Raw genomic sequence first — 25,760 nt, 5'->3', positions numbered from 1 at the left:
GGGGCCTGTCCGAGACGACAGGCAAACATATGCCGGAGGCGGTTCTAAAGAGGAGACGGAACACCGTCCCGGTTATCCGCCGTACGATCCTTCGGGCCAGAAACAGATTATTTACCTGAAACCTTGCAATATATGTGCATTGCACATATATTTGTTATATCCATCGGGATCGGACACACTCGCTTACCTCTCGACTGATTCTGAAAAGAACCTTATGTCTCTGAAAAGCGCCATCGAGTGGACGAACAGCACCTGGAACCCGGTTACGGGCTGCACGAAGGTCAGCGCCGGATGCGATCACTGCTACGCCGAACGGTTTTCCGAGCGTTTTCGCGGGGTCAAGGGCCATCCTTTCGAACCCGGTTTCGATCTGACCCTGCGGCCTGAGCGCATAGAGCAGCCTCTGCACTGGCGTCGTCCGCAGCTCATCTTCGTGAACTCGATGAGCGACCTGTTTCATAAGGAGATACCCGACGAGTACATCCGGCAGGTATTCGATACGATGGAACGGGCCGACTGGCACATCTACCAGATTCTTACCAAGCGCAGTTCGCTGATGCGCGATTTCGTCGGGAAGCATTATGGGGAGAAACCCGTGCCTCCCCATATCTGGCTGGGCGTGTCTATTGAGGATATGGCTGCGATGACTCGGCTGCGACACCTGAAGCAGACGAATGCCTCCATGCGTTTCGTTTCCTTCGAGCCGTTGCTGGGTCCGATAGACGATGTCGGTCTGGAGGGGATTCACTGGGTTATCGTCGGGGGCGAGAGCGGACCCGGCGCGCGGCCCATGGAGGCGGACTGGGCGCGTTCCTTGCGTGACCAGTGCCGGACGCAGCAGGTCGCCTTCTTCTTCAAGCAGTGGGGAGGGCGCACCCCCAAGGCTGGCGGCAACATGCTTGACGGATGCCAGTGGCAGGAGTACCCGGATATGGTGTACGACCGGGTGTTGGAGGCTCCGTTGCAGGCTGCCGGGGCACCGGTTGGCGTCTCCAAAGATTTACCGGATGTCGGGTAAGTACTAAGCTTGTACCAAGAAATATGGGGAACACAAATGCTGCACCGCTTCTATTCGGGGGAGATTGGACCTCGGCGAAGTTGCAGGTGCTTGCGGCATACCTAAAGAGCTACACGACCGTACTCAAAAACCAGCCGTTCACGACAGAGTACATTGATGCATTTGCCGGAAGCGGTTACCGGGATGCACGCCGCAAGGATTCGAATGAATCCTCATCTCAAGGTCTTCTCTTCCCCGCCCTCGCCGAACCTGAGTCTCAGGCTCTTTTAGAGGGCTCGGCTCCCCTTGCACTGAAGGCGAGGCCACGCTTCGACAAGTACATTTTCATTGAGCAAAATGCCAAGCGATGTGCCGACCTTGAGGCGATCAAGCGGGATTCAGAAATGGCCGATGACATTTCGATCCGCCAGGGAGATGCGAACGAAGAGATTCAAGATATATGCAAAAAGAACTGGAGATCCCACAGGGCGGTTCTATTCCTCGACCCATACGGGATGCAGGTTGAATGGGAAACCATTAAAGCAATTGCCCAAACAAAGGCCATTGATCTCTGGCTCCTCTTTCCTCTCGGTATGGGTGTCAATCGCCTTCTCACGAAGTCAGGCGAAATACCAGAGTCATGGCGAAGGAGGCTCAACCTTCTCCTCGGCACCGAAGATTGGTACGACAAATTCTACGATATACAAACCACCCTGGATATATTCGGCGATAAGCAGGAGCGCGTGATCAAAGCGACGACAGAAACCATCGGCCGCTACTTCAATGACCGGCTCAGAAACATTTTCGCTGGTGTAGCAGATGAGCCGGGTATCCTGCGAAACTCGGCGAATAATCCGCTCTATCTCTTGTGTTTCGCTGTGGGTAACGAGCGGGGTAAAGACATAGCCTTACGTATTGCCAAGCACTTGCTAAGAGATGTTCGATAATGCGGCCTGAGTGCATAGAACAACGCACAGGTCACGGGCCAAAAAGCATGAAGGTATACACCATAGGGTTCACCAAAAAATCCGCCCGGCGTTTTTTCGATCTTCTCAGGGCGTCGGGCGCCCGGCGGATCGTCGACGTACGGCTCAACAACTCCTCGCAGCTTTCCGGCTTCGCTAAGCGGGACGACCTTGCGTATTTCCTCCGCGAACTCTGCGGAATGGAATATGTGCATCTTCCACAGTTGGCCCCCACGCAGGGGATATTGAGCGATTACCGGAAAAAGCGAATCGACTGGGAAACGTACGAAGCCCTGTTCATGGAACTGATGCGGGAACGGAAAATCGAGGAAACGATCCCGGAGGAAGTCATACGAGACGGATGCCTGCTATGCAGCGAAGATCGGCCCCACTATTGCCACCGCCGGCTCGTCGCGGAATATCTCGAACAGGAATGGGGCAAACTGGATATCGTGCATATCGGGCATCCGGGCGAAAGCGGAGCCGGGTAGTTGGGAATGACACCCCCCTACTCCCACCGAAAAGTCGCCGTGGAGACGGCGGCGCCGACGGCCAGCACGCCCAGCAGAATCAGGCCGGACAGGGTGTTCCAGGCGCCGTCGAGCCATACACCCTGCAACAGATGCACCACATGGGTCAGGGGCAGCCAGTTGGCAAACTCCCGGACACCCGGCGGCATAGCCATCAGGGGTATGGCCATGCCGGAAAGAAACATCATCGGGAAGAATACGACCATTCCGACTATCTGGGCCAGTCGACTGTTGGGCGCCAGACTGGCGATGATGTATCCAAGCGAGACAAACGCCAGAAGACTCAGGGTAAATCCGGCCAGCACACCAGCCCAGTTGCCGCCGAAGCGCAGCCCGAAGCCCAGTTTCGCCGTCAGGATCAACAAAGCCGTGCCCACCAGCGCCACACCGAAGTACACGCTCACGTCCGCGGCGAAATAGACGATCGGACGCATGGGCGTGACCTGATAGCGCCGCAGGAGCTTCTGCTCTCTGTCGCCCGCCGTGGCCACAGGTATCGTCATGAACGCGACCGTGGCGATAATCAGCCCGACCAACGCCGGCGTCGCCATGTCGATATAGCCGAAATCCTGGCTCAAAAAGCCATCCGGTTCGTTCCCCCATATAACGCCGAAGAGCAGCAGCAACAGCACCGGAAAGCACAGATTGAAGAACAGCGCGATCGGCTCGCGCAGGAAAAGCTTCCCCTTTACGACCGTGAGTTTGCCCCAGGAGCGCAGGAAAGGAGCAAAAGCGCCTCCTGTTGCGGATCGAATCTGTGGCATGGTTGTCGTCATGCGGCGTTCCCGTTACGGACGCGAAAACGGTTACCGATCTGCGATAAGCGAATCGGGCATTCACGTCCCGGCGATCGTTCTCCCGTTTGCTGTGCTATGCGGCGCGCGGTCATCATGAATCCCGAATCGCCCGCCCGGTAAGCCGCAGGAAGACATCCTCCAGATCGGCCTGTTCCGTGCGCAGGTTCCGGAACGGAATACCCTCTTCTTCCAGCCGGGCCACCACTGCGGCAAGCAGCCCGTCCGTGTCGCCGGAAACGATCGCCTGGCGGCCGGTGCGCATCACTTCCCTTACCTGCGGGAGAGACTGCAAAGGCGACAAGTCGCATTCAGGCTCCACATCGAACACGATACGCCGTTCCTGATCCAATGCTTTCACCAACCCGGCCGGCGTGTCCAGCGCAATGATTTTGCCCCGATCAACGATTGCGATGCGGTCGCACAGGTGCTCGGCTTCATCCATGAAGTGGGTAACGAGCACCACTGTTTTGCCCTGTGCCCGGATCGTCCGGACCAGTTCCCATGTGGCCCTGCGGGCTTGCGGATCCAATCCGCTGGTCAATTCATCCAGAAATACGACTTCCGGATCGTTGACCAGCGCCAGGGCGATAAACAGTCGTTGCTTCTGACCGCCGGAAAGGTTTCCGAAGGCCGCATTGCGCTTGTCGTCCAGCCCCCATTGTTCCAGGAGCGGCTCATAGGGTACGGTATGCGTGTACAAGGAGGAAAACAGGTCCAGCGCCTCCCACACTTTCATGCGTTCGGCGAGGGCTGCGGCCTGCAGTTGTACGCCGATACGCTCTGCCAGCGCGGCCCGCTCCCTGACGGGGTCCAACCCCAGCACCGATATCCGGCCCTGATCCGGCTTGCGCAGACCGATGACGCTCTCGACCGTCGTCGTCTTGCCGGCGCCGTTCGGTCCGATGATCCCGAAGATCTCCCCCGGCCTTACGGAAAACGACACGTCATCCACCGCTACGGTTTCCCCGTATGTCTTGCGGATCCCTTCTACTTCAATGATGGGTTGCATAACGTTTTCTCTGACCCAGGTTCTGCGCCGGAAGGCTTATAGGATACTCTGATCCTACCAAAAATCATACCAAAAGACGACCCCGGATAAGGGATCGTCTTGCCGGGCTGCCGGGAAGTGGTAACGGGTACGGCAGACCGGTTTCCGGCGGCTTTTCGTCGGAACAGTAATGGGGGTGTATCGTATGTACGGGGGGGTGCGGGTTGCGTTTTGTTAGACCGTAAGGGTCATGACGTATCCTTCAGAATGTCAAGGAAGCGCTGTACCGTTAGGCCTTGAACTTTTTCAGTAGCCGGATCAGTTGATTGTGCAGTGGACGCGGAAAAGAGAGTTGCCCTTTTTTGAACTCGGCACAACAGATACTAGAGATTGCTAAGAAATCGGCACGCACGGTCTCACGCGTATGGTGGTCGTGAAGAGTGCGCAACGCCGGGCCGTGGCACACCCGAACTATTTGACCACTCCCACAGGGACAGGGGTGGTGACCACGATAGCCATGCTCGAAGAGGAAACAGATGACGGCCAGTGCGGCGAGAGAATCCTGTAGGCCGAGCGTATCGATATAGTGGCGCAAGATGCCCTCGTACCCGTGCGCGGCTTCACCGAACGGATGATGGCCATGCTTGCTCCAGAAGCAGTACCCATATAGATAGGGGATTAGCAGCTTATTGACGAACCCGAGGAGAGTCGGCTGCTCAAAAAACACGCATCGCTGCTCAATCGGTACACCGAGGCACAGCGTGCCATCCGGGTTGAGATGTTCGTAATCGGTTCCGATCCGGCCACCGACCTCCTTCGCCCGCGGCAATCGGTCGGGGAATATGTGCGGGATGGTCAGTTCGATGTCGAACGAATCGGTGATGGTTTCCAGTCCATCATCGGCGGACGCTTCGAAACCCACCGCGCCAGATAGCAGCGTTTCAGCATCGTACTCGACGATGTGCGTCAGTTCTTTATGGACATCGTTTAGCTCGGCGATTTGCTTCTGCAAATCCTCTGTCATATCAACGGCATCGCCAAGGTTTCGCGGGACTGTTGATGTGAATTCGCGGACGCGGCTCGACGGCCCCGGTCGATGGCACGAGAACATCAAAATGTTTGGTTACTGCCGCCGTTCCCAACGTTCCGCTCAGACTCTCCTTAAGCAAGCGTGGATTCGTGCTGGTCTGAACATTCAGCAGATCCTTCTGCAAGGCGGCCACCCAGGAGAAGAAAGCCCGTGCACGTGCCTGATCGTCCTCATGCCATCGGTCGGCAAAGTTTTCGTCCGGATTGACCGGGTTGCCTATATACCATTTGCCGTCTGGAAGCCTCCGGATGAGCCCCATAGTCTCAAGAGTCGGATCGATTGCTCTGCCCTCGACAAGTGCCGCATGCCCTTGGAATCTGCCGACGATCCCCAACAAGGCAGCGTGGGTGTCAAGCTCGCCTCCGTAGAGGTGCGCCGCGAGCGTTGTGATTATGATCGAGATCGGCGCATAATCGATCATCTCGGGACGATTACAATGAATATCCCGGTGCCGCTTCATGAGCTGGATCGAACGTTGCAGTGGCGTACGAACCAGTTGGTCGGGAACATCGTCGACGCTCTCAAAGACGAGAGAAGCCTGGCGTTGAATGATCTGCTTCTGTTCGACGACGACACGCGCGAATGCGGCGGCGTTTTTGCCGTCAAACCAGTTTGCGTACCCCTTCGGATCACTCGCTGACCATGAATAACTGGCGCCCTCTTTGTGCGTGATTGAAAGGGCGGTTCCCTGAAGCCCGCTTCCGTCCGGTACGGCTGGCAAAACATCTAAATGGAATCCCACGCCGTCCTGTTCAGCGTATTCGAGAGTCCAGCAGCGCCGTCCTTCGTCGTCGAGAAGTCGACGGTAAGTCTGGTGTTGCATGAGCCTACGACCCACCATGTGCTTGACCTCATGCGGAGTAGTCCGATGCTTGATTAGCGGCATCTCGCACACTAGATCAATGTCATAGTCTGCCTCTATGCCACGGCGAATCGGCCTGACGACTGTTCCAAGGCGGAAGGAGCCTTGTGGGTAGATGCTGGGTTGCCCCCAAGCTCCGGGATAGCCGCCGGCCTCAAGCCAGTGACCGACCGCTTGGTACCTGGCCACTGCATTCTGATGCTTGATCGGCGGTATGTCGATCTCGCTGGCGACTCGGTCGAGAAACTCTGGATACTTGCCTAATTCAATGATCATGGGTCGGAACCTCTTCTGTTTTGGCAACGGACTGCTCCAGCTTGTAAATCGGGGAGAACTTCTCCGCTGGAGCGGTAAAGAAAACGGATTCGAGGACTGGTTGGCGATCACGCGCTAAGGAGTGGCCCAGCCCCTTGAGATCTTGGATGACCCGCGTGTCATCCATCTTGAAGGCGTTCAACGGAACAGGATGGTTGATCCGATGGATCGCACTCCGCTCGTGCTCATGACCGGTAAGCAACTTGGCGACTCCCATCGCGCCATGGGACTGACCGTCCATGAAAAGCTTGATGACCTTCGAACCAAGCGTCCCGACTCCCGCCCACTTGCGAATGGTGTAGGTCTCATCAAGACAGCCTATGCTCAGGACGTGGAGGGTGTCGCGCGGCCAGCCCAGTATGGTAATCGCCTCGACGACGGCAAGCGCCGTGGGGTTATTCGCCCAAGTACCGCCATCGGTCAGGCCCACCGCATACTGCGTCACATGTTGACGGAAGTAGGTTGGTGCAGCAGCGGTGGCCATCGCCGCGTCAACCGCCAGGCACTTGTAGTCGTTGCGAAGTCGCGGGTGATGGGCGGTCTTGTAGATGTAGACGGAGCGTGCGACGGGGTTCCAAGCCGGAACAAGTAGCCGCGTATTCGCATCACCGATGCGCCGCTCGCCGAGGACCTCTTCCAGCACGGCTTGGAGCGGTCCGGGATCGTACTTATGCAAAACCAACTGCCGTCCGAGCCGCACTTTGCGGAGGAGATAGTCTACGAACGGTCCACGGCCCTGGCCGAAGATCTCCGGGCCACGCTTCTCGTAGAGAGCGAGCAGTTCGCTCGCAGGCAGCCCCATCGCGAGCCCCAAGGCAATGATTCCACCGGTGGAGGTACCAGCGATCAGATCGAAGTAGCTGCCGATCGGCTTGGGCAAGTTTTGTTCGAGCCCCGCCAGGAAAGCAGCAGGAAACGTTCCAAGGATTCCACCCCCATCAATGGACAGGATGCGGCGTTGGGGCTGTTGTAGTCCTGCGTTTGTCATATCAGATCAGGCTCTTCACTATGGACACCGGCACTTCGTTAGGCGGTTTGATCGCGTGACAACGATCATTCGACCGATCAGCCGATACCCATTCCCCGTCAATCCAGTAATACCTTCGTATTATCACAACGCCTGGCCCGGCACGACTTTCTTCCCATTCTATACGGCCAGATCGAAGAGAGAGGGTGTTCGTTATGTTCGGCCCTGCTCTCGATCCCAAGGGGGGTAATTTTCTACGAAAGCCGGGGCTTGAAAGTATTGAGAGGATTTGCGTAACTTTCATGCGCGTTACCTCTTTTGCCTCTGTCAAGGTTTGGTTAACGTTGGTCTGGACCAGAAGCCCGGTTGTTCGCGCAACCGGGCTTCATCCTTTTTTGACGATATTTACTGAAAATATAGCGTATTCTTATCTTCCCTGCAATATCGGCATACATGAAATTTCTCCACTATTTCTCCCCAGTTACTCACCGGTTTCACACGAGTTATCCACAATCACCCATACAGGTTTATCCACATAAACAACCTTTCACAATAACGGTCTTACCAGAGAAAGGTCAAATTAAAACGCCCGGCATCGCAGTGACACCAGGCGTTGTCTTGCCTCCGCCGTCCCCCTTATAGAACGCGAAGGGAGCACCGGCGGAAAAAGGATTGGCTTCCAAAACCAAATCCTTCCTTGATATGATGCACAATAATCAAGGCCGCCGATGCCCCTTACTGACCTGCGGGACAGGGAGGTACATGGCGATGGTGGGGGAGGAAACGGATAGGCGCCGTTTCTAAATTCCCAATCTCTGCTATCGCCTGATCCAATTCTAAAAGTACGAGCGGTCGGGCTTTCTGCGCAAATCTGTCAAGAATCATCTATAATTCCCCTTTTATTCGTCTCTTCCGCAAGCAGGGCTCTCCTGGCCCCAAGAAACTTCCGATGATTCTCGATCCGCCAAAGCTCCCGGTCCATTGGAATCCATTGCGATCGCAGGATGTCCTCGTGTTTTTCTTCGATCTGGCAAAATGTGATGCCCCCCAGCTTGTTCATGTGACCCAGCAGCCCAACCTTGAACGGCTCCTGCACGGTTTGTCATTGTCAGTCACCGTATTTCTTCGGTGGTGGACGCCAATCTCATTCTCGGGCTGAAAGACGGATTTATTTCCGAACGGGGATCGCCTGAAACCGTATATTACAGGCGTACTCAAAGCAGAATCCGACGTGAGCAAAGATAAGTCCGCATCGAAGCGAAGGCGAGGCCGTCCGGTCGGGTACCCACCCCAAGCCGGAACCTATCAACGCTACGACGGAGGAAGTGGCGAAAGCGATCCTGTCCGCTCCACCGAAAAAGTCGCATGAGTGGAAGTTTATGCGGGATTACAAAGGAAATATGCAAGACTTTGAGGGTTAGGCATGATTGATACCATAAAGCAGGGGGATTGCATTGAGTTGATGGCTGAAATGCCAGACGGCTGTGTTGATTTGGTCATAACCGACCCACCGTTTGCCATTGATTTCAAAGCGGTACGGCACAATTACAACCGTAAAGGAAGTCGGGTCCTTAAGGGATATAGCGAGGTTGCCAAAAACGATTACCAAGCTTTCACACTAGCTTGGCTTTCAGAAGCAACGCGCTTGCTGAAAGATTCCGGGAGCATGTACATATTCTCAGGGTGGAATCATCTGAAGGAGATACTTATCGCAATTGACGAATGCAAACTGACTACAGTTAATCACCTGATTTGGAAATACCAGTTTGGTGTTGTAACAAAGCGCAAATATGTAACTTCCCACTATCATTGCCTGTTTGTCTGCAAAGACGACAAGAAGCGGCAATTTTCTCCTTATTGCCGCTTTGATAAGGATGCCAAAACACCGTCCGGCGGATCTGCACACTACGAGGATAAGGAAGATGTGTGGACGATCAATCGGGAATACTGGACCGGCGCAGTCAAGACTCCTACCAAACTACCAGCGGCGCTCATTGAGAAGATACTTGATTATTCCAGCAAGAAGGGAGACCTTGTAATGGATCCCTTCTTAGGTTCCGGCCAGGTTGCAATCGTCAGCAAGATGAAGGAGCGCCACTATGTCGGGTTTGAGATCGTCCCAGAATACTATGACTTTGCACGAGATAGGCTGGCATCCGGGAAATATCTTATTCAGCAAAAAAAGCAGCCGGAAATACGCGATCTTTTCAGTGAAGGCGTATCCCGAAGTCCGTCCCCTCACCAAGTTACACTGTGTTAGAGAACAACGAAACGATTGAAGCCTTGCGAATTGCCTGCCGCCGTATGCCTAATATGTGGGATGGCAGAGCCTCAATTATAGAGATGAAGGAATCCGGTTATCCTCACTGGAGGCAGATGGAATGGATGGGGTTCTATTTCCAGTTTCTTTGCGAGAGGGAATTTATCGGAATACTTGACATGCCTGGCAAGAGGTATGGTAACACCGAATTTGACGCATTCGGGCAGATATCGTGGGATTTCAAGTCGCATGCTGCCAACACACAAAGCCATATAGTTATTGCAAACGATACCGAAGCCATAGAAAATACGCTTCGTGATTATGGCCACTATGGTCTTGTTCTTGCCATTGGAGAAGTAGAATACAACGACGAGGAAAGGACATTCAAGGCTTGGCACGACCACTTGAAAGGCAGGATGAGCGATTATGAGAAAAAAAGGATCAACAGAGGGGCCATGTCGCGCAGGCGTAAGACCGAATTCATCCTTTCGGAGATTCATTTCATCTGCCTGAACGAAGAAATGCTAAGCGAATGCAGCGGGACATTTCAGAATAATTTCCGCAATGCTGATGGCAGTCCGCGTCGGGCGAAGGTGAAAATACACGTTGACAGAATTCCTGATGTTGCCTTAGTCGCCACCGAGACTTTCTAAAGGGACTTATATCGCATAGTAACCGCCTTGGGATCAGGACTGGCGATTCTTCTCCCAACATGTGAAACGGGCTCCTGCTTCCAGTCCTTGGCTGGAGTAATAAGGCACTTTGCCATTTCATCCGGGGTCGCGGCGATCTTCAAGTACCCGCCGGGCGCGACCGCGACGACGTTTTTTCTGGTCAGATTTCTCAGGCATGGGTTTTCAAGATGTGTGCCAGGAATAGACACAGGCTAATACCCCCGAACGGGCAAAATCAACTAATGTCCAATATTAATCCCACCGTGTTTAACCAAGCGCTCACCGGATTGCTTGTAAAAGCATCTGTGATTGCGTTTCGGATAGAATATCGCGGGCAACTGACGTGCCTGCGGTTAGACTGCTATCGGCAACCTCTGTGGGCGGCTTTGGAGAAATGTTCATCGTTAGGACATTGTCAGGTATGGATATTAATTCTTCAAGGCCGCTCTTCTTGAGTTCTATGCTATCACCTGCATCATGGATATAAACGCTTTTAACCATATACTGATCTCCGTATACGATTCCTACTCCTGATACGACAAACAGCCTGGGGATTAGCCATGACCGCTCTCCAGTGCCCCTCTTGTTCATCAACGTTACATTTTGTGCCCCCCCTTGAAAAACTCCATTCACGGATATTTTATTGCCGTCTGGCAAAATTAAGCCGTGCTCTGTTTCCCGGTGTGTGCATTCAATGCCTGCGGAGCGTAAAAATGCGTAGGTAAGAAATTCCACCGCTCCTCCGACAACAAAACGGTTTTCATGTATCGTTGTATTGTATCGTTGCACTAATACAGATACAGCCTGTTCATATTCTCGCACCGAGAGATCAGAACAATCGCGTTTCAACTGCTTAAAAAGCAGTCTTTGTGTTTCGTATGTTGTCATGATGCAAGCACTTGAGCGAAAAGAGGAGGAGGTTGATCTTTTTGCTAAATGAGATATTTGCCAGATGTCAGCCTGTCCTTTACAAAGGGAATGCTACACAGTACTTGGCAACATGACTACTCTTCCTGATCCCCACTTTGAGAGGCGTGCTGCTCCATCTGAAAAGAGACCCGCAGTAGCTGATCTTTGAGCATTTTGATGGTGTTCGGATCGAGCTTTGATCGAAGACGCTGTGCCTGCCACTCGGCGACCGCATCATAAACGCAGTGCCTGAAGTAGTTGAACAGTCCCTGTTCACCCTGGACCTTCAAGACGTGTGGGTGCTGCATATTGATGATGACGATAACCTTATCGCCTTGGCTCGCTTCACATACGACATAAGGGTCATGCGCTCCAAAATCTGCACTAACTATATAAACCCAGACCTCGATCTGATCAAGGTCGGCACGGATATCCGGCTCCCTAGTGGATTTCACAGGTTCGGCAATCCGCCCCAAACTCTCTTTCAAAGCACTCTCTTCAGGTAAAACGGTTATCGAGATTTTGTCGACCATTTCTGGCGAAAGAAGTTCATCCCTCAGTCCAGCAACCGCGATTTCCACTTCACCTGGCGAGTGTCCGCGTTCGTCTTCCTGATCTTTCCAGGTGGCCCGGGCGGTGCTGATCAGGTTGGCGATCTGTTTTTCGAGCTTCTTTTCAACCTCCTCTTCCTCATCGCCATACCACTGGATATTATCCTTAGTATGGGTAACTTCGAACTCATCAAGATGGATTTCGCCGAGAAGGCGCTGGTTGAGTAGGTCGTTGCGGTTCAGACCGAAGATGCGCTCAGGTCGCCAAGCATCTGGCCATCCGTGTACAACTCGATCAGCATGAAGAATCGAGAATCCCGTATCAGCCCGGGCACCACGATCCAGAATACCCGCCCATCCGTAAACCGTCTTGCCATTGATCGTGAACGAAAATTCTTTCCTAAGGGGTTCTCCAGCACGGTTGACCCGCAGGCGATTCTGGAAATCTTCCCATTCTAACCGCTCGTCATTGTAGAAGAGTGCGAGCGAGCCAATGCGAAAGTCCTCACGGTACATCGACTTCAGATAACTCCTGATCTTACCTATAGTACGCCCTTTGAATTCGCGATGATGATCAAAGATTTCAAGGCGTGTGTAATGTTCGTCTGGGTCCAAGTTCGGGACAATGGTAGTTTTCAATTCGGGTTCACCACCTGCGATCTTCTTTACATCAATTTCGACAGTGTACTCATCAGTCTCGCCGAGTTTTTTGGTAATAATCTTCCAGCGGTCACCTATCCAGCAGGAGGCGGTCTTCATGCCCATGCCGTAACGGCAGCGCCCGTTCGGATTGGCGGGAGGAATAGCAATGCGCAGCGCATGCTGCAATTCATCATGATCCATTCCCATCGCGTTATCGACGATACGGAACATCGGTTCTGCACCTTTGCGCTCGTAGGTGATGCGAACCTCAAGACCCTCGACCTCCTCCCGCTTGTAGGCTTTGTCAAGCACTGCCTTGTGGTTAGCGTAGGACTGTGTGGAGTTATCGACGAACTCCGCGAGCGCATACCAGATTTCATAGTTCATCCGGCGGTAGCTTGCAATGGCGTTGAGGCCGATCTCAATATTTATAGGCATATGACTATTTCCTTCTTACTGGGGGCGGATTGAATACTCTCCACTATCGAACCGGATAAGCGCATACTCTCGTCCGGGATCGATGGGCATCTTGCCGACTGGGGTCAGGTATACACACGTGGATGTGTGGAAGCGTTCCCAGTAGGTGATCTGTTCTTCTATCAGGACTGGAAACCGCACGCCGGGTTCGACGGGAAGCGCTGCCGGCGAGCTGAGCATGAGACAGCGGGGCAGCATTCCAAAAGAGAGCTTGGAGAGGAATCTGTGTGCGAGCTTAGGGGCCTCTCCGTCAATAACGAAGATTGTCTTATTGAGATCGGAGCGGAAAATCTCGAAAACCATCATATGGGCACCGTAACGTCGCATTTCTTTCCGCCATTCGGCATTGGGCTTATTCACGATGACCAAAATATCAGGTGGATCACCCCGCATCATGTCGCTTAACTTCGCCTTATCGAGCACAGGGCACTTATCGTGAATATAGGTGACGTGCTCCTGGGTGTATCTTGCTTCCTGAAGCTTGCGGACTTGCGGAATCACATGTCTGTAGAGATCATGCTGGGACATCTCGACTTCTATCACAACCCAATCGCGATAGTCGGTAGAGATCATAGCTAGGTCTGCACGTGCTGATCCTTCAGGTGAATAGACGGTTTTCTTGAACGGAACGATTACTGTGTCCTTCCGGATAATACCGGCGTTCTGAATGAGAAGGGCCTCGAATTCAGTCTCCATCAGAGCATTCGGAGAGATTTCGTCAAACCGTTCGCCTTGGTAGTAGAGTCTAGGCATCGGTTTCAGTCTGTCCTTGGTGCCACGAAACAGAGGTGATCCCTTCGAGGTTTTCCTCTTCTTCTTCAAGGCGCTTCCTCTCTTCCTCAGTTGCGAAAATCGTATAAACCGACGCCATATCTTTGCCCTTAGCTGCCCGCAATATCCTCCCGAGTCTCTGAATCCTCTGACGATGACTTGCTGTCGAACTAGCCACTACCGCAACGCTAGCCTCCGGTACGTTAATCCCCTCATCAAGCGCCCGGCAGCAAACCAGCACGTCGAACAGCCCTTTTCGGAAAAGTCTCAGATTATCGCGCCGTACTGCGGGACCGATTTTGGTGTGGTAGATTGTCGCCCGGTGCCCCCTATCTATTAGAACCGAAAGAATGTGGTTTGCCGCACCAATCCGTTCGTGAAAGACAACCGCTCGCTCACCCTTGTGAAATTCGACGAGTTTAACTGCTACAGGGATGCGACGCGTGGCATTGGTAGATACTGCTGCACGCAGTTGTAGCAAACGTTTTAATTTATCATCAGCATCATCACCCGATCCGGCGCGTAGTACACTCGCAATTGAACGGGAGTACTTGCGATATTTCTCTTCCTCATCGGGGAGAAGATCAATCCGTACATTGGTCAGAGAAAAGGGACTAATCACCCCGTCGCGGGATGCGTCAACGTAAGTGTATTCATGAATGATCGGACCGAGACGCGGTGCGATGTACTCCTCAAAGCCCTCGTCGTATTCACGCTCGGGTGTGGCAGAAAGACCAAGTGTTGCTACAAATTTTCCCAACAGCGCCTTTGCATTGGCGGGCGACCCGGCCCGGTGACACTCATCGACAATCAGGAACAAGGTGCGATCTTTTGAGAACTCTTCGGTGAAGCTCCTCGCAGAATTGATCACCGATATCATGATAGGCTCGTTTCCCCCGCAGGTCTCCTGCCCGCTGATCAGACCAATATCATCAGGTGAAACACCGGCCTCTTCCTGGAGTGCGACCCACCATTGATCAAGCAGCGAAACGGTTGGGACTATTATCAATGCCTGACCGTTCTTCGCCTCCTCGAAGAACACCTGCAGGCACATCTGAGCAAAGACCGTTTTCCCGCCTCCGGTAACGACCTTGACTATCCCGCGCCGCTCCGGCTTCCATTTTTCGAGCGCACGCACTTGCCAATCACGTGGCAGGAACTTGAGAACCAAATCTTTCATGAATGAACAGTTCTATAACATAAAGTATACTGTCGGGTTGGGTTATGCCACTTTGACAAGCTAGTTTCTTGGCTAAAATACGTTGCCGGGCGTTTGGTCTTCAAGCTCCCGCGGAATGTTCCTCGTTGAAGGCTGTCCCTCCCACCCCCAACTCGACCTAAATCAGTTTCCTACTGATCTACCACGCATAAAGAGCAAGGCGCCCCGGATACCCCCCTACACCATCTGCCCGCCACACGAACTCCCGGCCCCTGCCGTGCATCCGTAACAGTGCCGCGCCGTCCGCACCGCATGCCGGCGCCACGCCTCCAGATCGAAATCCCTCACATGCGGGCGCAGACCGCCAGGCAGATCGAGCCGCATATCGAGTTGCTGGTTGAAATCGCAATCGTACAAATACCCGTCCCAGGATACCGACAGCGTATTGCGGCACATCAACCCCGGAATGGCCGCCGGATTGAAGGCCTGCACGATCCGGTGCATATATTCCTCGACAAGCCCCCTGTCCGCCAGCCATTCGAGATACCGGGACATCGGCATATTGTTGAGCGCAATCAGGCGGTCGAACGCGATCCCGTGATTCCGCGCCAGCGCCTCCTTCCATTCCCTTTCGAGCGACTGCTGGCTGGCCGCAAGAAACGCCCCGACCGGATTCGTCACCAGCGTCAATATCCGGTCCGCATCCCCCTGGCCGTATCCCGCGGCATTCAGCTTGCGGATCGCGGCAATGCTCCGCTCATACGTCCCCTCCCCCCGCTGCGCGTCCGTGCCCGACTGCCGGTAATGCGGCAGCGAACATACGACCTCCACCCCCCGCTCGGCCATCCACTCCGGCAGATCGGCAAAGCGCCGCGTCATCAGAATGGTCAGGTTACACCGGTCGATGACATGCTTTCCGCGCCGGACGCACTCGTCCACGAGGTACCTGAAATGAGGATTCAGTTCCGGCGCGCCGCCCGTCAGATCGACCGTATGCGCCCCGGACAGATCGATCGCCCGCAGACAGGCGTCCACCGTTTCCCGGTCCATGTTCTCCTCCGTCCGGTCCGGCCCCGAATCGACATGGCAATGCCGGCAGGTCATGTTGCACAGCTTGCCGACATTGATCTGGAACACATCCAGCCTCGCAGGCGCCAGACGCCCCCACCCCGAAACCGCCAGATCCCTGTCGAAATCCCCCGTTTTCGAGGGGCCTGCGTCGATTTCGACCGCGTTCAGCACACGTAACTGCTCTTCCGGCCGGGCAAGCGGCTCGCGCCGGTACCGGAGACTGGTGGTAACCCTTGGCCCCTCGATCTCGAGCGAGCTGCCATCCCCGCTGGGGAGCTGCGTCAACGCAATGAATTCAGTGGACACTTCCATATAGATACAACGCCCCCCGGCCCGAACGGATCAACGAAATTACATGGAATTAAGGATCCTCTGATTACATGTTTACATTGTTTGTGCTTCGGCCTGCTCCAGCATCTGTATGCCGTGCACCAGCGAAGCCCCGCCCCGAATGGCGCTCGCCACATGCACGGCCTCCGTCATCTGCTCGAGGTCCGCCCCCTTCCCGAGGCACTCGTCCGTGTAGGCGTCGATACAATAGGGGCACTGTACGGTATGCGCCACGGCCAGCGCGATCAGCGCCTTTTCGCGCACCGTGAGGGCGCCTTCCTCGAACACTTTTCCGTACCAGGCAAAGAAAAGATCGGCCAACTCCTTGTTCCCCTTCCCGATATCGCCGAAGCGGGACAGGTGGTGCGATTCGTAATAGGCGGTCATGGCGTGCAGTCTATCGGATAAATGAAGTGGGGGAATCGGATCGAAAAAAGCGGTAGCATATTAACCCCTCAGGCGGCCTGCTGCCCTTCCTGTTCTGCATATTGCAACTCGTACAACCGGCGGTACAGGCCGTCCATCGCCAGCAATTCCTGATGCGCGCCCTGCTCGCGGATCTGGCCCTTGTGCATGACGAGGATCCGATCGGAATGCTGGATGGTGGACAGCCGGTGCGCGACCACAAGAGACGTACGGCCCGCCATCAGTTTCTCCAAGGCCAGCTCGATGAGGCGTTCGGTTTCGGTATCCACACTGGACGTCGCCTCGTCCAGCACAAGAAACTCGGGATCGTACACGAGGGCCCGCACGAACGAAAGCAACTGCCGCTGTCCGTGTGAAAGCGAGGCGCCCCGTTCGCGCACGTCCTGCCCGTACCCGTCGGGGAGTTTGCGGATGAAGGCGTCGGCGCCCACCAGTTCGGAAGCCCGCCGCATGTCCGCCTCGGTAATGCCCGGATCGTTCAGCGTCAGGTTGTGGGAAATGGAACCGGAAAACAGGAACACGTCCTGCAGGACGAGCCCCACGCGGCGGCGCAGTTCGGCAAGACGCAGGTCCCGGATATCCACCCCGTCGATGAAAATACCGCCCCGCTGAATATCGTAGAAACGCAGGAGCGTGTTGATGATCGTCGTCTTCCCGGCCCCCGTCGCCCCCACAATAGCCACCTGCTGCCCCGGCTCCACCACAAACGACACGTCGCGCAGAATCCAGTCCGTTTCCCGTTCGCCGTTCTCGTCTTCCGGGCGATACGAAAACCAGACATTCCGGAACTCGATGCGCCCCTGCACGCGGTCGAGCACGACAGGCGTCTCTTTTTCGGCAAGCGAAGCGTCCTCATCGAGCAGCCCGAAAATGCGCTCCGCGCCGGCCATCGCGCTCTGCAACGTGTTGTACTGGTCCGAAAGATTGCGGATGGGTTCGAAAAACTGCCGGGAAAACTGGATAAAGGCGATGAGCACGCCGATCGTGAGCGTCCCGGCCATGGCCTGCAGCCCCCCGAACCAGATGACCAGACCCAGCGCCGTGGACGCCACGATGTCCACCATCGGCCAGAAGAGCGCAAAGTAGAAGATGGTCTTGATCTGCGCGGCGCGGTGCTCGTGATTGATGCCGCTGAACCGCTTCATCTCCTCCCGTTCCCGGTTGAACGCCTGCACGATGTGCATCCCCGAAATGTGCTCCTGCAGGAACGAATTGAGCCGCGCCACCTGCTTGCGGGTTTCCCGGTACTGTACGCGCACCTTGCGGCGAAACTGGAAGACCCCGTACGCCATGGCGGGCATCACGGCCAGCACGACCAGCGCCAGCACCCAGTTCAGGGAGAACATGAAATACAGGATGAAGGCGATCCGGAACAGGTTGCCCAGAATGACGACCACGCCCGCTGACAACACGTCGCTGAGCGCCTCCACGTCGCTCGTCGTCCGCGTGATCAGCCGGCCGACGGGCGTGCGGTCGAAAAAACGAAGCGGCTGCCGCTGGATATGGCGAAAAACCTTCGTGCGCAGGTCGTAGATCGCATTCTGCCCGATCCACTGCGTCAGATACCCCTGCATGAGCGAAAAAATGCCCTCGCCGACCAGGGCGCCCACCAGAAGAAGCACGATCCCCTGCAACCCTTCCAGATCCCCCGGCACGATATAACTGTCGATGGCCTCCTGCACCAGCCGGGGGCGGAGCGGCCCCAGAAAAGAAGCGCCTGCCGTCAGCACGAACGCCGCCAGCACCCACCACTTGTAGGGAGCCAGATAGCGCACGATGCGGCGCAGCAGGCGACCGTCGAAGCCTTGGGTATCCTCTTTGGGCTTGGACATGGCGGGGTATCGGACGGATCGCCGAACGAAAAGACAGACTGACCTTTAATTCCCGAATCCTTTCCATGTTCTTGAGGATGCTCTGATCAATTCCGCGAAGTTCAGAGGCTGCGAGGGGCGGGCTGGCAAGAAATACGGAAAGAGAAAAATCGGAGGCCCTCCTTGAAATTTAGCCGAAACTAAAAGTATATTTAACTTGTATTGAGATAGTAATGGTGGACAGTAATGGTATAGTAACGGCTGGTATAGTAACGGCATAGTCCGGCGTTTCTGCGCCATGTTTCTCTAATGGGCATTCGCCATGCGGCCCCGACAGGCATCTATCCCAGCCGTCTCTGACAGACATCCCAAACAGGCGCCCCCTATGCGATCGTACGCCTTCCTCCTCGCAGTCCTGCTCTCCGCCGGCATGGTCACTTCATGCGGGCAAACGCGCGGCAACGACACGGCCCTTCCGGACCGGCTCAGTGTCGTCGCCACCACCAGTATGATCGCCGATCTGGCGACGCAGATAGGCGGCGAACACGTATCGGTGACCGGCCTTATGGGCCCGGGCGTGGACCCGCACCTGTACAAGGCCAGCGCCGGGGACGTGACCCGCCTGAGCGGGGCCGACGTGATCCTGTACAACGGGTTGCATCTGGAAGGGAAAATGGCCGACGTGTTCGAGCGGATGCGCCAGCGCGGGATCCCCGTATTCGCCGTGGCCGAAGAAAGCGTGACCGGGGAAGACCTGATCGATTCGGACCTGTTTCAGGGCAACTACGACCCCCATATCTGGTTCGACGTGCCCCTTTGGCAGGGTGCGGCGCGGCGCGTACAGGAGATTCTTGCGGAAGCCGATCCGCTCCGTGCCGCAGCCTACCGGGAACGTCTCGCCAGCTACCTTGCCGAGATGGACCGCACGCATGCGTACGTCCGGGAACGGACCGCCGCGGTTCCGGCGGACCGACGCGTGATCGTCACGTCGCATGACGCGTTCGGGTATTTCGGCAGGGCGTACGGATTCGAGGTGCATGGGCTGCAAGGCATCAGCACGGCGGCGGAAGCCGGCACGGCGGATGTGCAGCAACTGGCCGATCTGGTGGCCGCCCGCAGGATTCCGGCCATGTTCGTCGAATCCTCCATTTCTCCGCGCGGCATAGAGGCCGTGCAGGAAGCGGTGCGGGCGCGGGGTTTCGAAGTAGGGATCGGAGGAACGCTCTACGGCGATGCCCTCGGAGATCCCGATTCGCAGGCGGGGACTTACCTCGGCATGATGCGCCAGAACATCGACACCATCGTGGCCGCCCTTGCCGGGGACCCGGTGTGAATATCCGCGTGAACGACACGGCGGCCATAGAAGTGCGCGACCTGACGGTCGCCTACCGGGACCGGCCTGTCCTGTGGGACATCGACCTTACCGTGCCCTCCGGCGTGCTCATGGCGGTCGTGGGTCCTAACGGCGCCGGAAAAACCACCTTCATCAAGGCCCTGCTGGACCTCCTGAAGATATCCGCCGGGCGCATCCGCTTCTTCGGATCCCCGTACGAGGCATGCCGGCAGCAGATCGCCTATGTGCCGCAACGGGGCAGCGTGGATTGGGATTTCCCGACCAGCGTACTCGACGTGGTGATGATGGGGCGGTACGGAGAGTTGGGGTGGATCCGAAGGCCGGGCAGACGCGAGCGCGAACGCGCCCGGGAAGCCCTGCGAAGGGTGGGGATGGAAGATTTCGCCTCCCGGCAGATCCGGCAACTGTCCGGCGGGCAGCAGCAGCGCGTTTTTCTGGCGCGCGCACTGGTGCAGGATGCCCGGGTCTACCTGATGGACGAACCGTTGCAGGGGGTCGACGCCGTCACCGAACGCGCCATTATCGACCTGCTGCGCGACCTGCGGGAAAGGGGGCGCACGCTACTGGTCGTACACCACGACCTGCAAACCGTCACGGAGTACTTCGATCATGTGATGCTGCTGAATGTGCGGCGGATCGCTTCCGGTCCGGTGGACGAAGCGTTTACGCCGGACAACCTGCGCCTTGCGTACGGCGGACGCATCGCCTTTCTGCGGAGTGCGGACGCCGCCGGAGGGAGTGGCCCCGCGGACGTTATCGCCCCGTAGATATTCCTCAGGACATTCCCCGAAACACGTCCGAAACATTCCCCCGTAAACCCTGCCCGAAACATTCCCCGGGAAACGCCGATGGAGCAACTGTTCAGCGATTATACGCTGCGGATGGTGGCGCTGGGCTCCGCCGTACTGGGCATCGTAAGCGGCGGACTGGGGAGCTACGCCGTATTGCGCGGGCAAAGCCTGCTGGGCGACGCCATTTCCCATGCGGCACTGCCCGGCATTGCGATCGCGTTTCTGCTGACGGGAAGCAAGGCGCCCCTTGCGCTGATGATCGGCGCGGCGCTGGCGGGATGGCTTTCGACGCTCTGGATCATGTCTGTCACCGGAACCACCCGGATCAAGTACGACAGCATGCTCGCCCTGACCCTGTCCGTATTCTTTGGCGTGGGCCTGGTGCTATTGACCTATATCCGGCAGCGGGGCGGAGCCGCACAGGCCGGCCTCGACACGTTTTTGTTCGGGCAGGCCTCCTCCCTCGTCCGGCGCGATGTCATTACGATGGCCATTCCGGGGGGTGGAGCACTCCTCCTGATGACCCTCTTCTGGAAAGAACTGAAACTGCTGGCCTTCGACCCGGAGTTCGGGCGTACGATGGGCCTCCCCATGCGCCGCGTGGATCTTTTTCTGACGGCGCTGCTCGTCGTGGCGATCGTGATCGGGTTGCAGACCGTCGGTGTCGTGCTGATGAGCGCCATGATCGTGGCGCCTGCGGCGGCCGGACGGCAATGGACGGATACGCTGTGGAAAATGGTACTGCTGTCCGCCGGGTTCGGCGCGGCGGCCGGCGTAACCGGCGCGGTGCTCAGCAGCGCGGAGACCGGCCTGCCCACCGGCCCGCTGATCGTGCTCTGCATGGGCGTCATCATGGTCCTGTCGCTATTGTTCGCGCCCAATCGCGGTTTGGCGGCGCGATACCTTCGGGCCCGCCGGAGCACGGGGCGTTTCCAACTGGAAACCGTGCTGCTGGATCTCTATGCCCTCGGCATGCAGCACAACGATCCGCTGCGCCCCCACCCGAAGGGGGCCGTGCAGGCCATGCGCGCGAACGAGGTCCCTGTGGAGCGCCTGCTGGGGCGTCTTGAAAAGGACGGCCTTGTCCGTCGAGCCAGAAACGGGTGGGCGCTCACCGACGCCGGCCTGCACAACGTGGAAACCCTGAAAGAGGAGCGGACATGACCCAGGGCGAGATTGAAATTCAACTCCTCGCGGTGGTGGTGGCCGCGGCGTGCGCGCTGCCGGGCACGTTTCTCGTGCTGCGCCAGATGGCCATGATGAGCGACGCCATCAGCCATGCGATCCTGCCGGGCATTGTAATTGCCTTCTTCCTGACCCACAACCTCAACTCCCCCCTGCTGATTCTGGCCGCAGCCGCCACGGGCGTGCTCACCGTGATGCTGGTCGAACTCCTCATGTCCACCCGACTGGTCCGGGAAGATGCGGCCATCGGGCTGACATTTCCCGTGCTGTTCAGCATCGGCATTATCCTTATTGCCCGCTATGCCGGCGACGTACACCTCGACACCGATGCGGTGCTGCTGGGCGAACCGGCCTTTGCGCCCTTCGACCGGCTGATCGTCGGGGGCAGGGATATCGGACCACGCGCCCTGTACGTAATGAGCGGCGTCGGGCTGGCGAATGTCGCCTTCATCGCGCTCTTCTACAAGGAACTGAAGATCGCCACGTTCGACGCCGGGCTGGCGGCCGCGCTGGGTTTCGGGCCGGTGCTTATTCATTACGGCCTGATGACCTTCGTGTCCATCACGGCGGTGGCGGCGTTCGACGCGGTGGGATCGATCCTGGTCGTGGCCATGATGGTGGCGCCGTCCGCGGCGGCCTACCTGCTCACCGACCGGCTCCGCGACATGATCCTGCTGAGCGTGGCCCTCGGGGCGGCCTCCGCCGTGGGCGGATTTCAGATGGCCCGCCTTTTCGACGTATCCATTGCCGGCGCGATGGCCACCGTATCGGGCATCGTGTTCCTAAGCGTCTGGCTGGGCGCTCCCCGGTACGGCATCCTTGCGGGACGGCAGCGGCGCATCCGGCAGAAGTGGGAGTTCGCGGAAAAGATGCTCGCCATCCACCTGTTCAACCACGAAGGACTGCCCGAGGCGGACATAGAACATCGTATCGGGCATCTCGAGGAACACCTCGCCTGGGAACGGGACTTTGCGCGGCGGGTCGTCCGCAGGGCGCAGTCGAACGGACTGGTGCGGCAGGTCGATGACGATATGCTGGTGCTGACCCCCCGGGGCCGCGAGGCAGCTTCCGAGGCGATCGAGAACCTGTAAAGGATACGCTGATCAAAATCGCTTCGCTCAGCACGTCACGTTCATGCGTGATGCGCTCTTCGGGAGGCTGAGAGAAGTGCGGTCTTAATCGGAGTATCCTTTGATTACGACGCGTCTCCGGCGCCGGATGTGCGTGCTGCCCGCCGTGCACTGTGGCGGTTATCCGCATAGCGCCGGTACGCCGCGAATCCGAAGCCGCCGGTAAGGAGCAGGAACCCGAACCACAGGAAGTTGATGAGCGGCTTCTCGTAGGCCTGCACGATGAGCCAGTCGTCGGCCTCTACGGCAACGCCTTCCAGAAAGAGGCGGATGGAGCCGGTATCCACGTTCATCCCCGTAAACGTGACGGTCAGGCCCCAATCGCTCACGCGATTCTGAATGTATTGCTGGGTGCGATCCTGCATGATCAGGTAGACCGGGCTCAAACGGCGGGTTTCGCCGGTTTCGAGGTGGGTTACGTCCAGCAGGGCCGCTACGCCGATCTCCGTGGAATCGGGCAGATCGGCAAGATCCGTCTGGTAATTGATGAACTGTATGGCGAATTCGTCGTCGCCCACCACGGTGGAATCGCCGCGTGAGATCGTGAGTTCGCCCTGCCGGGCTACGGGATTGGCCGGATCGTCGCCGGATGCCCTGGCGTCCTCCTGCATCACCCTCGGCGACACCGCCACGAAGATGTCCTTGTCCGGATACATTTCGTGGTCGGGGTGCTGGATCCACTGGGCCTGATCGCTTTTATACACGACCGGCCTGACCGTGAATTCCCGCCCGTTCGGATCGATGAAATCCAGCACGTACACGGGCCGGTTGCGCGCCGTGCGCTCGCGCCCCGAATAGGTCACCTGGTACCCGCCGATCATGCGCGTTTGGCCGCGCTCGAGGACAAAACTGTCGCGGCCATCTTCGATGGGCACGCCGCGTACGGCGCCGATCGGCTTGCTGAACCCGCTTGACGCTACAATGGCAAGGACCATAATGGCGAAACCCACATGCGCCGTCGCGCCGCCCGCCATGCGCGGATTGCCCCGGCCGACCTTCCAGAGCACCATGCCGTTCCCGTACAGGGCGAAGAACGCCATGAACACGAGCAGCAGCAGGAGAATCCCCGTTCCGTAGACCTCCCCGAAATGTTGGATACCTTCAAGGAATCCGCCGCCGGCCCCGAATCCCGCCTGGGAAACATCCTGCGCCGGGCCCGCTGGCGAAAGGCCCGATGCCGAAAAATCAGGCCGCTGGACGGTTTCCGCCACGAACGGAGTAAAGATCAGCACCGCGACCGTGCTGGCCACGGCCCCCGCAATCGGCTTGATGAGCACCCGGTTCACCTGCTCGACATCCATTCTGTGCCACCAGAAAAGCTGCCCCAGACCCGCCAGGAACACAAGCAGGATGGAAATCGGGAGCGTCCACTTGTTGTAGAAGTCGATCGGCACGGTGGAGGGCGCTTCGCGGAACAGTTTCCCCAGAATCGGAGAACTGGTGCCTACGGTAACGACCGCCGCCAGACAGGCCAAGAGCAGCGCGCCGCAAAACGTCATGAACTCGCGCGAGAGCAGGTGGGGCTCGCGATCAGGCGCGGGAAGCTCCCGGTAGCGGTACGCGAAAAGGCCGAACCCGACGACGCCCATAGCCAGGATCCAGAGCAGGAGCTGGTTCATCATCCCCAGATCGACGAAGGAATGCACCGATATATCGCCAAGTATCCCGCTCCGCGTCAGGAAGGTGGAGTAAATGACCAGCATGTACGAAAGAATGCAGAAGAGGAAGGTGGATTTATGGCCTCTCCCGCTTCTCTTCCGGATAATCATGGTGTGTACCGCGGCGATCCCCGTAAGCCAGGGCACCAGCGAGGAATTTTCCACGGGGTCCCATGCCCAGTAGCCGCCGAACGAGAGGGTTTCGTACGCCCAGTACCCGCCCATCGTAATGCCGACGCCCAGCACCGCGGTGGCAACCAGCGCCCACGGCAGCGCCTGCGGAATCCACTCGGTATACCGGCGTTTCCATAGCGCCGCGACGGCGAAGGCGAACGGAACGGCCATCAGGGTGAACCCCAGAAAAAGCGTAGGGGGGTGAATGACCATCCAGTAATTCTGGAGCAGGTCGTTGAGCCCGGACCCGTCCGCCGGTATGAAACCGGGGATCTGCAGCATGGGGGCGTCCGGGAATTTCTCGGCAAGTGTGGCGAAGGGCGAGGCGCCGATGCGCAGCGGCCCCAGTTGCAGCCCTGAGATCATGGAAATAAGGAACCACTGCGACCCCGCTACGATCGCCATGACCGGAGCTTCCCACGCGCGTTTCGTGCGCATCAGGACCAGCCCGAGGGCGCTCATCAGGAGGATCCAGAGCAGAAACGATCCTTCCTGACCGGCCCAGAAAGAGGAAACCAGAAAATGGGTCGGCAGCGCGCGGGACGTTTGCTGATAGACGTAGGAATACTGGAACTGGTGTGTCAGAAGCAGGACCATCAGGATCACTGCCGCCGCCGCAAGGCTTGCGGTCATGGCGCCCCAGGCAGCCCGTCCGATCCACCGCCATTCCGAATTGCCGGTGCGCGCGGCCTGAAGATAGGCGTAGCCCGCAAGCGCGCAGACTACAAAGCCGAAAAGGACCAGAATTTGTCCAATGACGCCGGACATGAGAATCTGTTTTACGTACGAATCGACGCCGGCCGCGGCAGCGGCCGCGATAAACAGGGGCGTATGCACACCCTGTCGTTGATATAAAGAAACGCCCCGGCCCGGTCA

General features: G+C 57.3%; 23 protein-coding genes. 9 read left to right on the top strand and 14 right to left on the bottom strand.

Going from position 1 to position 25,760, the window contains the following annotated elements:
• The first annotated feature begins 214 nt into the window (after window positions 1-214).
• From F4Y00_06755 to F4Y00_06745, 3 genes are read left to right on the top strand one after another with little or no spacing between them, the layout of a single operon-like run.
• Window positions 215-1,018 carry a phage Gp37/Gp68 family protein gene (locus F4Y00_06755; GenBank protein MYE04651.1) on the top strand — a complete coding sequence of 268 codons (804 nt, stop codon included), beginning with the start codon at window positions 215-217 and terminating at the stop codon, window positions 1,016-1,018.
• Between the two features lie 23 nt (window positions 1,019-1,041).
• A complete protein-coding gene (gene tcmP / locus F4Y00_06750; protein ID MYE04650.1) occupies window positions 1,042-1,944 on the top strand; it encodes a three-Cys-motif partner protein TcmP in 903 nt (300 codons plus the stop codon).
• Between the two features lie 47 nt (window positions 1,945-1,991).
• Window positions 1,992-2,453 carry a DUF488 domain-containing protein gene (locus tag F4Y00_06745; GenBank protein ID MYE04649.1) on the top strand — a complete coding sequence of 154 codons (462 nt, stop codon included), beginning with the start codon at window positions 1,992-1,994 and terminating at the stop codon, window positions 2,451-2,453.
• Between the two features lie 17 nt (window positions 2,454-2,470).
• Here F4Y00_06745 and F4Y00_06740 read toward each other — a convergent pair whose 3' ends face one another.
• From F4Y00_06740 to F4Y00_06715, 6 genes are all read right to left on the bottom strand, one after another.
• Window positions 2,471-3,268, bottom strand: a complete 798-nt coding sequence (locus tag F4Y00_06740; protein ID MYE04648.1) for an ABC transporter permease — start codon at window positions 3,266-3,268, stop codon at window positions 2,471-2,473.
• 112 nt (window positions 3,269-3,380) lie between these two features.
• A complete protein-coding gene (locus F4Y00_06735; GenBank protein MYE04647.1) occupies window positions 3,381-4,298 on the bottom strand; it encodes an ABC transporter ATP-binding protein in 918 nt (305 codons plus the stop codon).
• A 268-nt stretch (window positions 4,299-4,566) separates the two neighbouring features.
• Window positions 4,567-5,301 (bottom strand): hypothetical protein, encoded by a 735-nt coding sequence (locus F4Y00_06730; protein ID MYE04646.1) that lies wholly within the window; start codon window positions 5,299-5,301, stop codon window positions 4,567-4,569.
• 1 nt (window position 5,302) lies between these two features.
• The gene (locus F4Y00_06725; protein MYE04645.1) at window positions 5,303-6,505 is read right to left on the bottom strand and encodes a nucleotidyltransferase; all 1,203 of its coding nucleotides are present in this window, start codon (window positions 6,503-6,505) and stop codon (window positions 5,303-5,305) included.
• Window positions 6,495-7,532 (bottom strand): patatin-like phospholipase family protein, encoded by a 1,038-nt coding sequence (locus F4Y00_06720; GenBank protein MYE04644.1) that lies wholly within the window; start codon window positions 7,530-7,532, stop codon window positions 6,495-6,497. Before F4Y00_06720 ends, F4Y00_06725 begins: the two co-directional genes overlap by 11 nt.
• A gap of 853 nt (window positions 7,533-8,385) precedes the next feature.
• On the bottom strand, window positions 8,386-8,607 hold the full coding sequence (locus F4Y00_06715) for a hypothetical protein (protein ID MYE04643.1): 222 nt from the start codon (window positions 8,605-8,607) through the stop codon (window positions 8,386-8,388).
• 327 nt (window positions 8,608-8,934) lie between these two features.
• Here F4Y00_06715 and F4Y00_06710 point away from each other — a divergent pair, with 327 nt between their 5' ends.
• Entirely contained in the window at window positions 8,935-9,771 is an 837-nt protein-coding gene (locus tag F4Y00_06710; protein MYE04642.1) for a site-specific DNA-methyltransferase, read from the top strand.
• Complete coding sequence (locus tag F4Y00_06705; GenBank protein MYE04641.1) at window positions 9,765-10,424, top strand: hypothetical protein; 660 nt, start codon at window positions 9,765-9,767, stop codon at window positions 10,422-10,424. The genes F4Y00_06710 and F4Y00_06705 overlap by 7 nt, the downstream gene beginning before the upstream one ends.
• Before the next feature lie 300 nt (window positions 10,425-10,724).
• Here F4Y00_06705 and F4Y00_06700 read toward each other — a convergent pair whose 3' ends face one another.
• The 7 genes from F4Y00_06700 to F4Y00_06670 all read right to left on the bottom strand — a co-directional run bounded on the left by F4Y00_06700 (window position 10,725) and on the right by F4Y00_06670 (window position 18,613).
• Window positions 10,725-11,333: a hypothetical protein gene (locus F4Y00_06700; protein ID MYE04640.1), complete on the bottom strand. Its 609-nt coding sequence runs from the start codon at window positions 11,331-11,333 to the stop codon at window positions 10,725-10,727.
• A 116-nt stretch (window positions 11,334-11,449) separates the two neighbouring features.
• Window positions 11,450-12,985 carry a hypothetical protein gene (locus F4Y00_06695; GenBank protein MYE04639.1) on the bottom strand — a complete coding sequence of 512 codons (1,536 nt, stop codon included), beginning with the start codon at window positions 12,983-12,985 and terminating at the stop codon, window positions 11,450-11,452.
• 15 nt (window positions 12,986-13,000) lie between these two features.
• The gene (locus F4Y00_06690; protein MYE04638.1) at window positions 13,001-13,777 is read right to left on the bottom strand and encodes a hypothetical protein; all 777 of its coding nucleotides are present in this window, start codon (window positions 13,775-13,777) and stop codon (window positions 13,001-13,003) included.
• Complete coding sequence (locus F4Y00_06685) at window positions 13,770-14,975, bottom strand: DEAD/DEAH box helicase (GenBank protein ID MYE04637.1); 1,206 nt, start codon at window positions 14,973-14,975, stop codon at window positions 13,770-13,772. Before F4Y00_06685 ends, F4Y00_06690 begins: the two co-directional genes overlap by 8 nt.
• A gap of 216 nt (window positions 14,976-15,191) precedes the next feature.
• A complete protein-coding gene (locus F4Y00_06680; GenBank protein MYE04636.1) occupies window positions 15,192-16,337 on the bottom strand; it encodes a radical SAM/Cys-rich domain protein in 1,146 nt (381 codons plus the stop codon).
• 72 nt (window positions 16,338-16,409) lie between these two features.
• The gene (locus tag F4Y00_06675; GenBank protein MYE04635.1) at window positions 16,410-16,742 is read right to left on the bottom strand and encodes a 4-carboxymuconolactone decarboxylase; all 333 of its coding nucleotides are present in this window, start codon (window positions 16,740-16,742) and stop codon (window positions 16,410-16,412) included.
• Window positions 16,743-16,810: 68 nt separating this feature from the next.
• Window positions 16,811-18,613 carry an ABC transporter ATP-binding protein gene (locus F4Y00_06670; protein ID MYE04634.1) on the bottom strand — a complete coding sequence of 601 codons (1,803 nt, stop codon included), beginning with the start codon at window positions 18,611-18,613 and terminating at the stop codon, window positions 16,811-16,813.
• A 364-nt stretch (window positions 18,614-18,977) separates the two neighbouring features.
• Between F4Y00_06670 and F4Y00_06665 the strand changes: the two genes are divergently transcribed.
• From F4Y00_06665 to F4Y00_06650, 4 genes are all read left to right on the top strand, one after another.
• Window positions 18,978-19,925 (top strand): manganese transporter, encoded by a 948-nt coding sequence (locus F4Y00_06665; GenBank protein ID MYE04633.1) that lies wholly within the window; start codon window positions 18,978-18,980, stop codon window positions 19,923-19,925.
• Window positions 19,922-20,713: a metal ABC transporter ATP-binding protein gene (locus tag F4Y00_06660; GenBank protein ID MYE04632.1), complete on the top strand. Its 792-nt coding sequence runs from the start codon at window positions 19,922-19,924 to the stop codon at window positions 20,711-20,713. The genes F4Y00_06665 and F4Y00_06660 overlap by 4 nt, the downstream gene beginning before the upstream one ends.
• A gap of 81 nt (window positions 20,714-20,794) precedes the next feature.
• Window positions 20,795-21,901 carry a metal ABC transporter permease gene (locus tag F4Y00_06655; protein MYE04631.1) on the top strand — a complete coding sequence of 369 codons (1,107 nt, stop codon included), beginning with the start codon at window positions 20,795-20,797 and terminating at the stop codon, window positions 21,899-21,901.
• On the top strand, window positions 21,898-23,013 hold the full coding sequence (locus F4Y00_06650) for a metal ABC transporter permease (protein MYE04630.1): 1,116 nt from the start codon (window positions 21,898-21,900) through the stop codon (window positions 23,011-23,013). The genes F4Y00_06655 and F4Y00_06650 overlap by 4 nt, the downstream gene beginning before the upstream one ends.
• A gap of 104 nt (window positions 23,014-23,117) precedes the next feature.
• Here F4Y00_06650 and F4Y00_06645 read toward each other — a convergent pair whose 3' ends face one another.
• Window positions 23,118-25,652, bottom strand: a complete 2,535-nt coding sequence (locus F4Y00_06645; protein MYE04629.1) for a cytochrome C assembly protein — start codon at window positions 25,650-25,652, stop codon at window positions 23,118-23,120.
• Window positions 25,653-25,760 lie beyond the last annotated feature (108 nt).

The sequence above is a fragment of the Bacteroidetes bacterium SB0662_bin_6 genome (assembly GCA_009839485.1).
Classification (GTDB): Bacteria; Bacteroidota; Rhodothermia; order Rhodothermales; family VXPQ01; genus VXPQ01.
The sequence above is the reverse complement of the archived record's forward strand: the minus strand, read 5'-3'. Positions and strand labels throughout refer to the sequence as shown.

What these genes read in the sequence shown, in the direction of transcription:
- F4Y00_06755 (MYE04651.1), top strand. Translation starts at nt 215, where the DNA reads ATGTCTCTGAAAAGCGCCATCGAGTGGACGAACAGCACCTGGAACCCG.
- tcmP (MYE04650.1), top strand. Translation starts at nt 1,042, where the DNA reads ATGGGGAACACAAATGCTGCACCGCTTCTATTCGGGGGAGATTGGACC.
- F4Y00_06745 (MYE04649.1), top strand. Translation starts at nt 1,992, where the DNA reads ATGAAGGTATACACCATAGGGTTCACCAAAAAATCCGCCCGGCGTTTT.
- F4Y00_06740 (MYE04648.1), bottom strand. Translation starts at nt 3,268, where the DNA reads ATGACGACAACCATGCCACAGATTCGATCCGCAACAGGAGGCGCTTTT.
- F4Y00_06735 (MYE04647.1), bottom strand. Translation starts at nt 4,298, where the DNA reads ATGCAACCCATCATTGAAGTAGAAGGGATCCGCAAGACATACGGGGAA.
- F4Y00_06730 (MYE04646.1), bottom strand. Translation starts at nt 5,301, where the DNA reads ATGACAGAGGATTTGCAGAAGCAAATCGCCGAGCTAAACGATGTCCAT.
- F4Y00_06725 (MYE04645.1), bottom strand. Translation starts at nt 6,505, where the DNA reads ATGATCATTGAATTAGGCAAGTATCCAGAGTTTCTCGACCGAGTCGCC.
- F4Y00_06720 (MYE04644.1), bottom strand. Translation starts at nt 7,532, where the DNA reads ATGACAAACGCAGGACTACAACAGCCCCAACGCCGCATCCTGTCCATT.
- F4Y00_06710 (MYE04642.1), top strand. Translation starts at nt 8,935, where the DNA reads ATGATTGATACCATAAAGCAGGGGGATTGCATTGAGTTGATGGCTGAA.
- F4Y00_06700 (MYE04640.1), bottom strand. Translation starts at nt 11,333, where the DNA reads ATGACAACATACGAAACACAAAGACTGCTTTTTAAGCAGTTGAAACGC.
- F4Y00_06695 (MYE04639.1), bottom strand. Translation starts at nt 12,985, where the DNA reads ATGCCTATAAATATTGAGATCGGCCTCAACGCCATTGCAAGCTACCGC.
- F4Y00_06690 (MYE04638.1), bottom strand. Translation starts at nt 13,777, where the DNA reads ATGCCTAGACTCTACTACCAAGGCGAACGGTTTGACGAAATCTCTCCG.
- F4Y00_06685 (MYE04637.1), bottom strand. Translation starts at nt 14,975, where the DNA reads ATGAAAGATTTGGTTCTCAAGTTCCTGCCACGTGATTGGCAAGTGCGT.
- F4Y00_06680 (MYE04636.1), bottom strand. Translation starts at nt 16,337, where the DNA reads ATGGAAGTGTCCACTGAATTCATTGCGTTGACGCAGCTCCCCAGCGGG.
- F4Y00_06675 (MYE04635.1), bottom strand. Translation starts at nt 16,742, where the DNA reads ATGACCGCCTATTACGAATCGCACCACCTGTCCCGCTTCGGCGATATC.
- F4Y00_06670 (MYE04634.1), bottom strand. Translation starts at nt 18,613, where the DNA reads ATGTCCAAGCCCAAAGAGGATACCCAAGGCTTCGACGGTCGCCTGCTG.
- F4Y00_06665 (MYE04633.1), top strand. Translation starts at nt 18,978, where the DNA reads ATGCGATCGTACGCCTTCCTCCTCGCAGTCCTGCTCTCCGCCGGCATG.
- F4Y00_06655 (MYE04631.1), top strand. Translation starts at nt 20,795, where the DNA reads ATGGAGCAACTGTTCAGCGATTATACGCTGCGGATGGTGGCGCTGGGC.
- F4Y00_06650 (MYE04630.1), top strand. Translation starts at nt 21,898, where the DNA reads ATGACCCAGGGCGAGATTGAAATTCAACTCCTCGCGGTGGTGGTGGCC.
- F4Y00_06645 (MYE04629.1), bottom strand. Translation starts at nt 25,652, where the DNA reads ATGTCCGGCGTCATTGGACAAATTCTGGTCCTTTTCGGCTTTGTAGTC.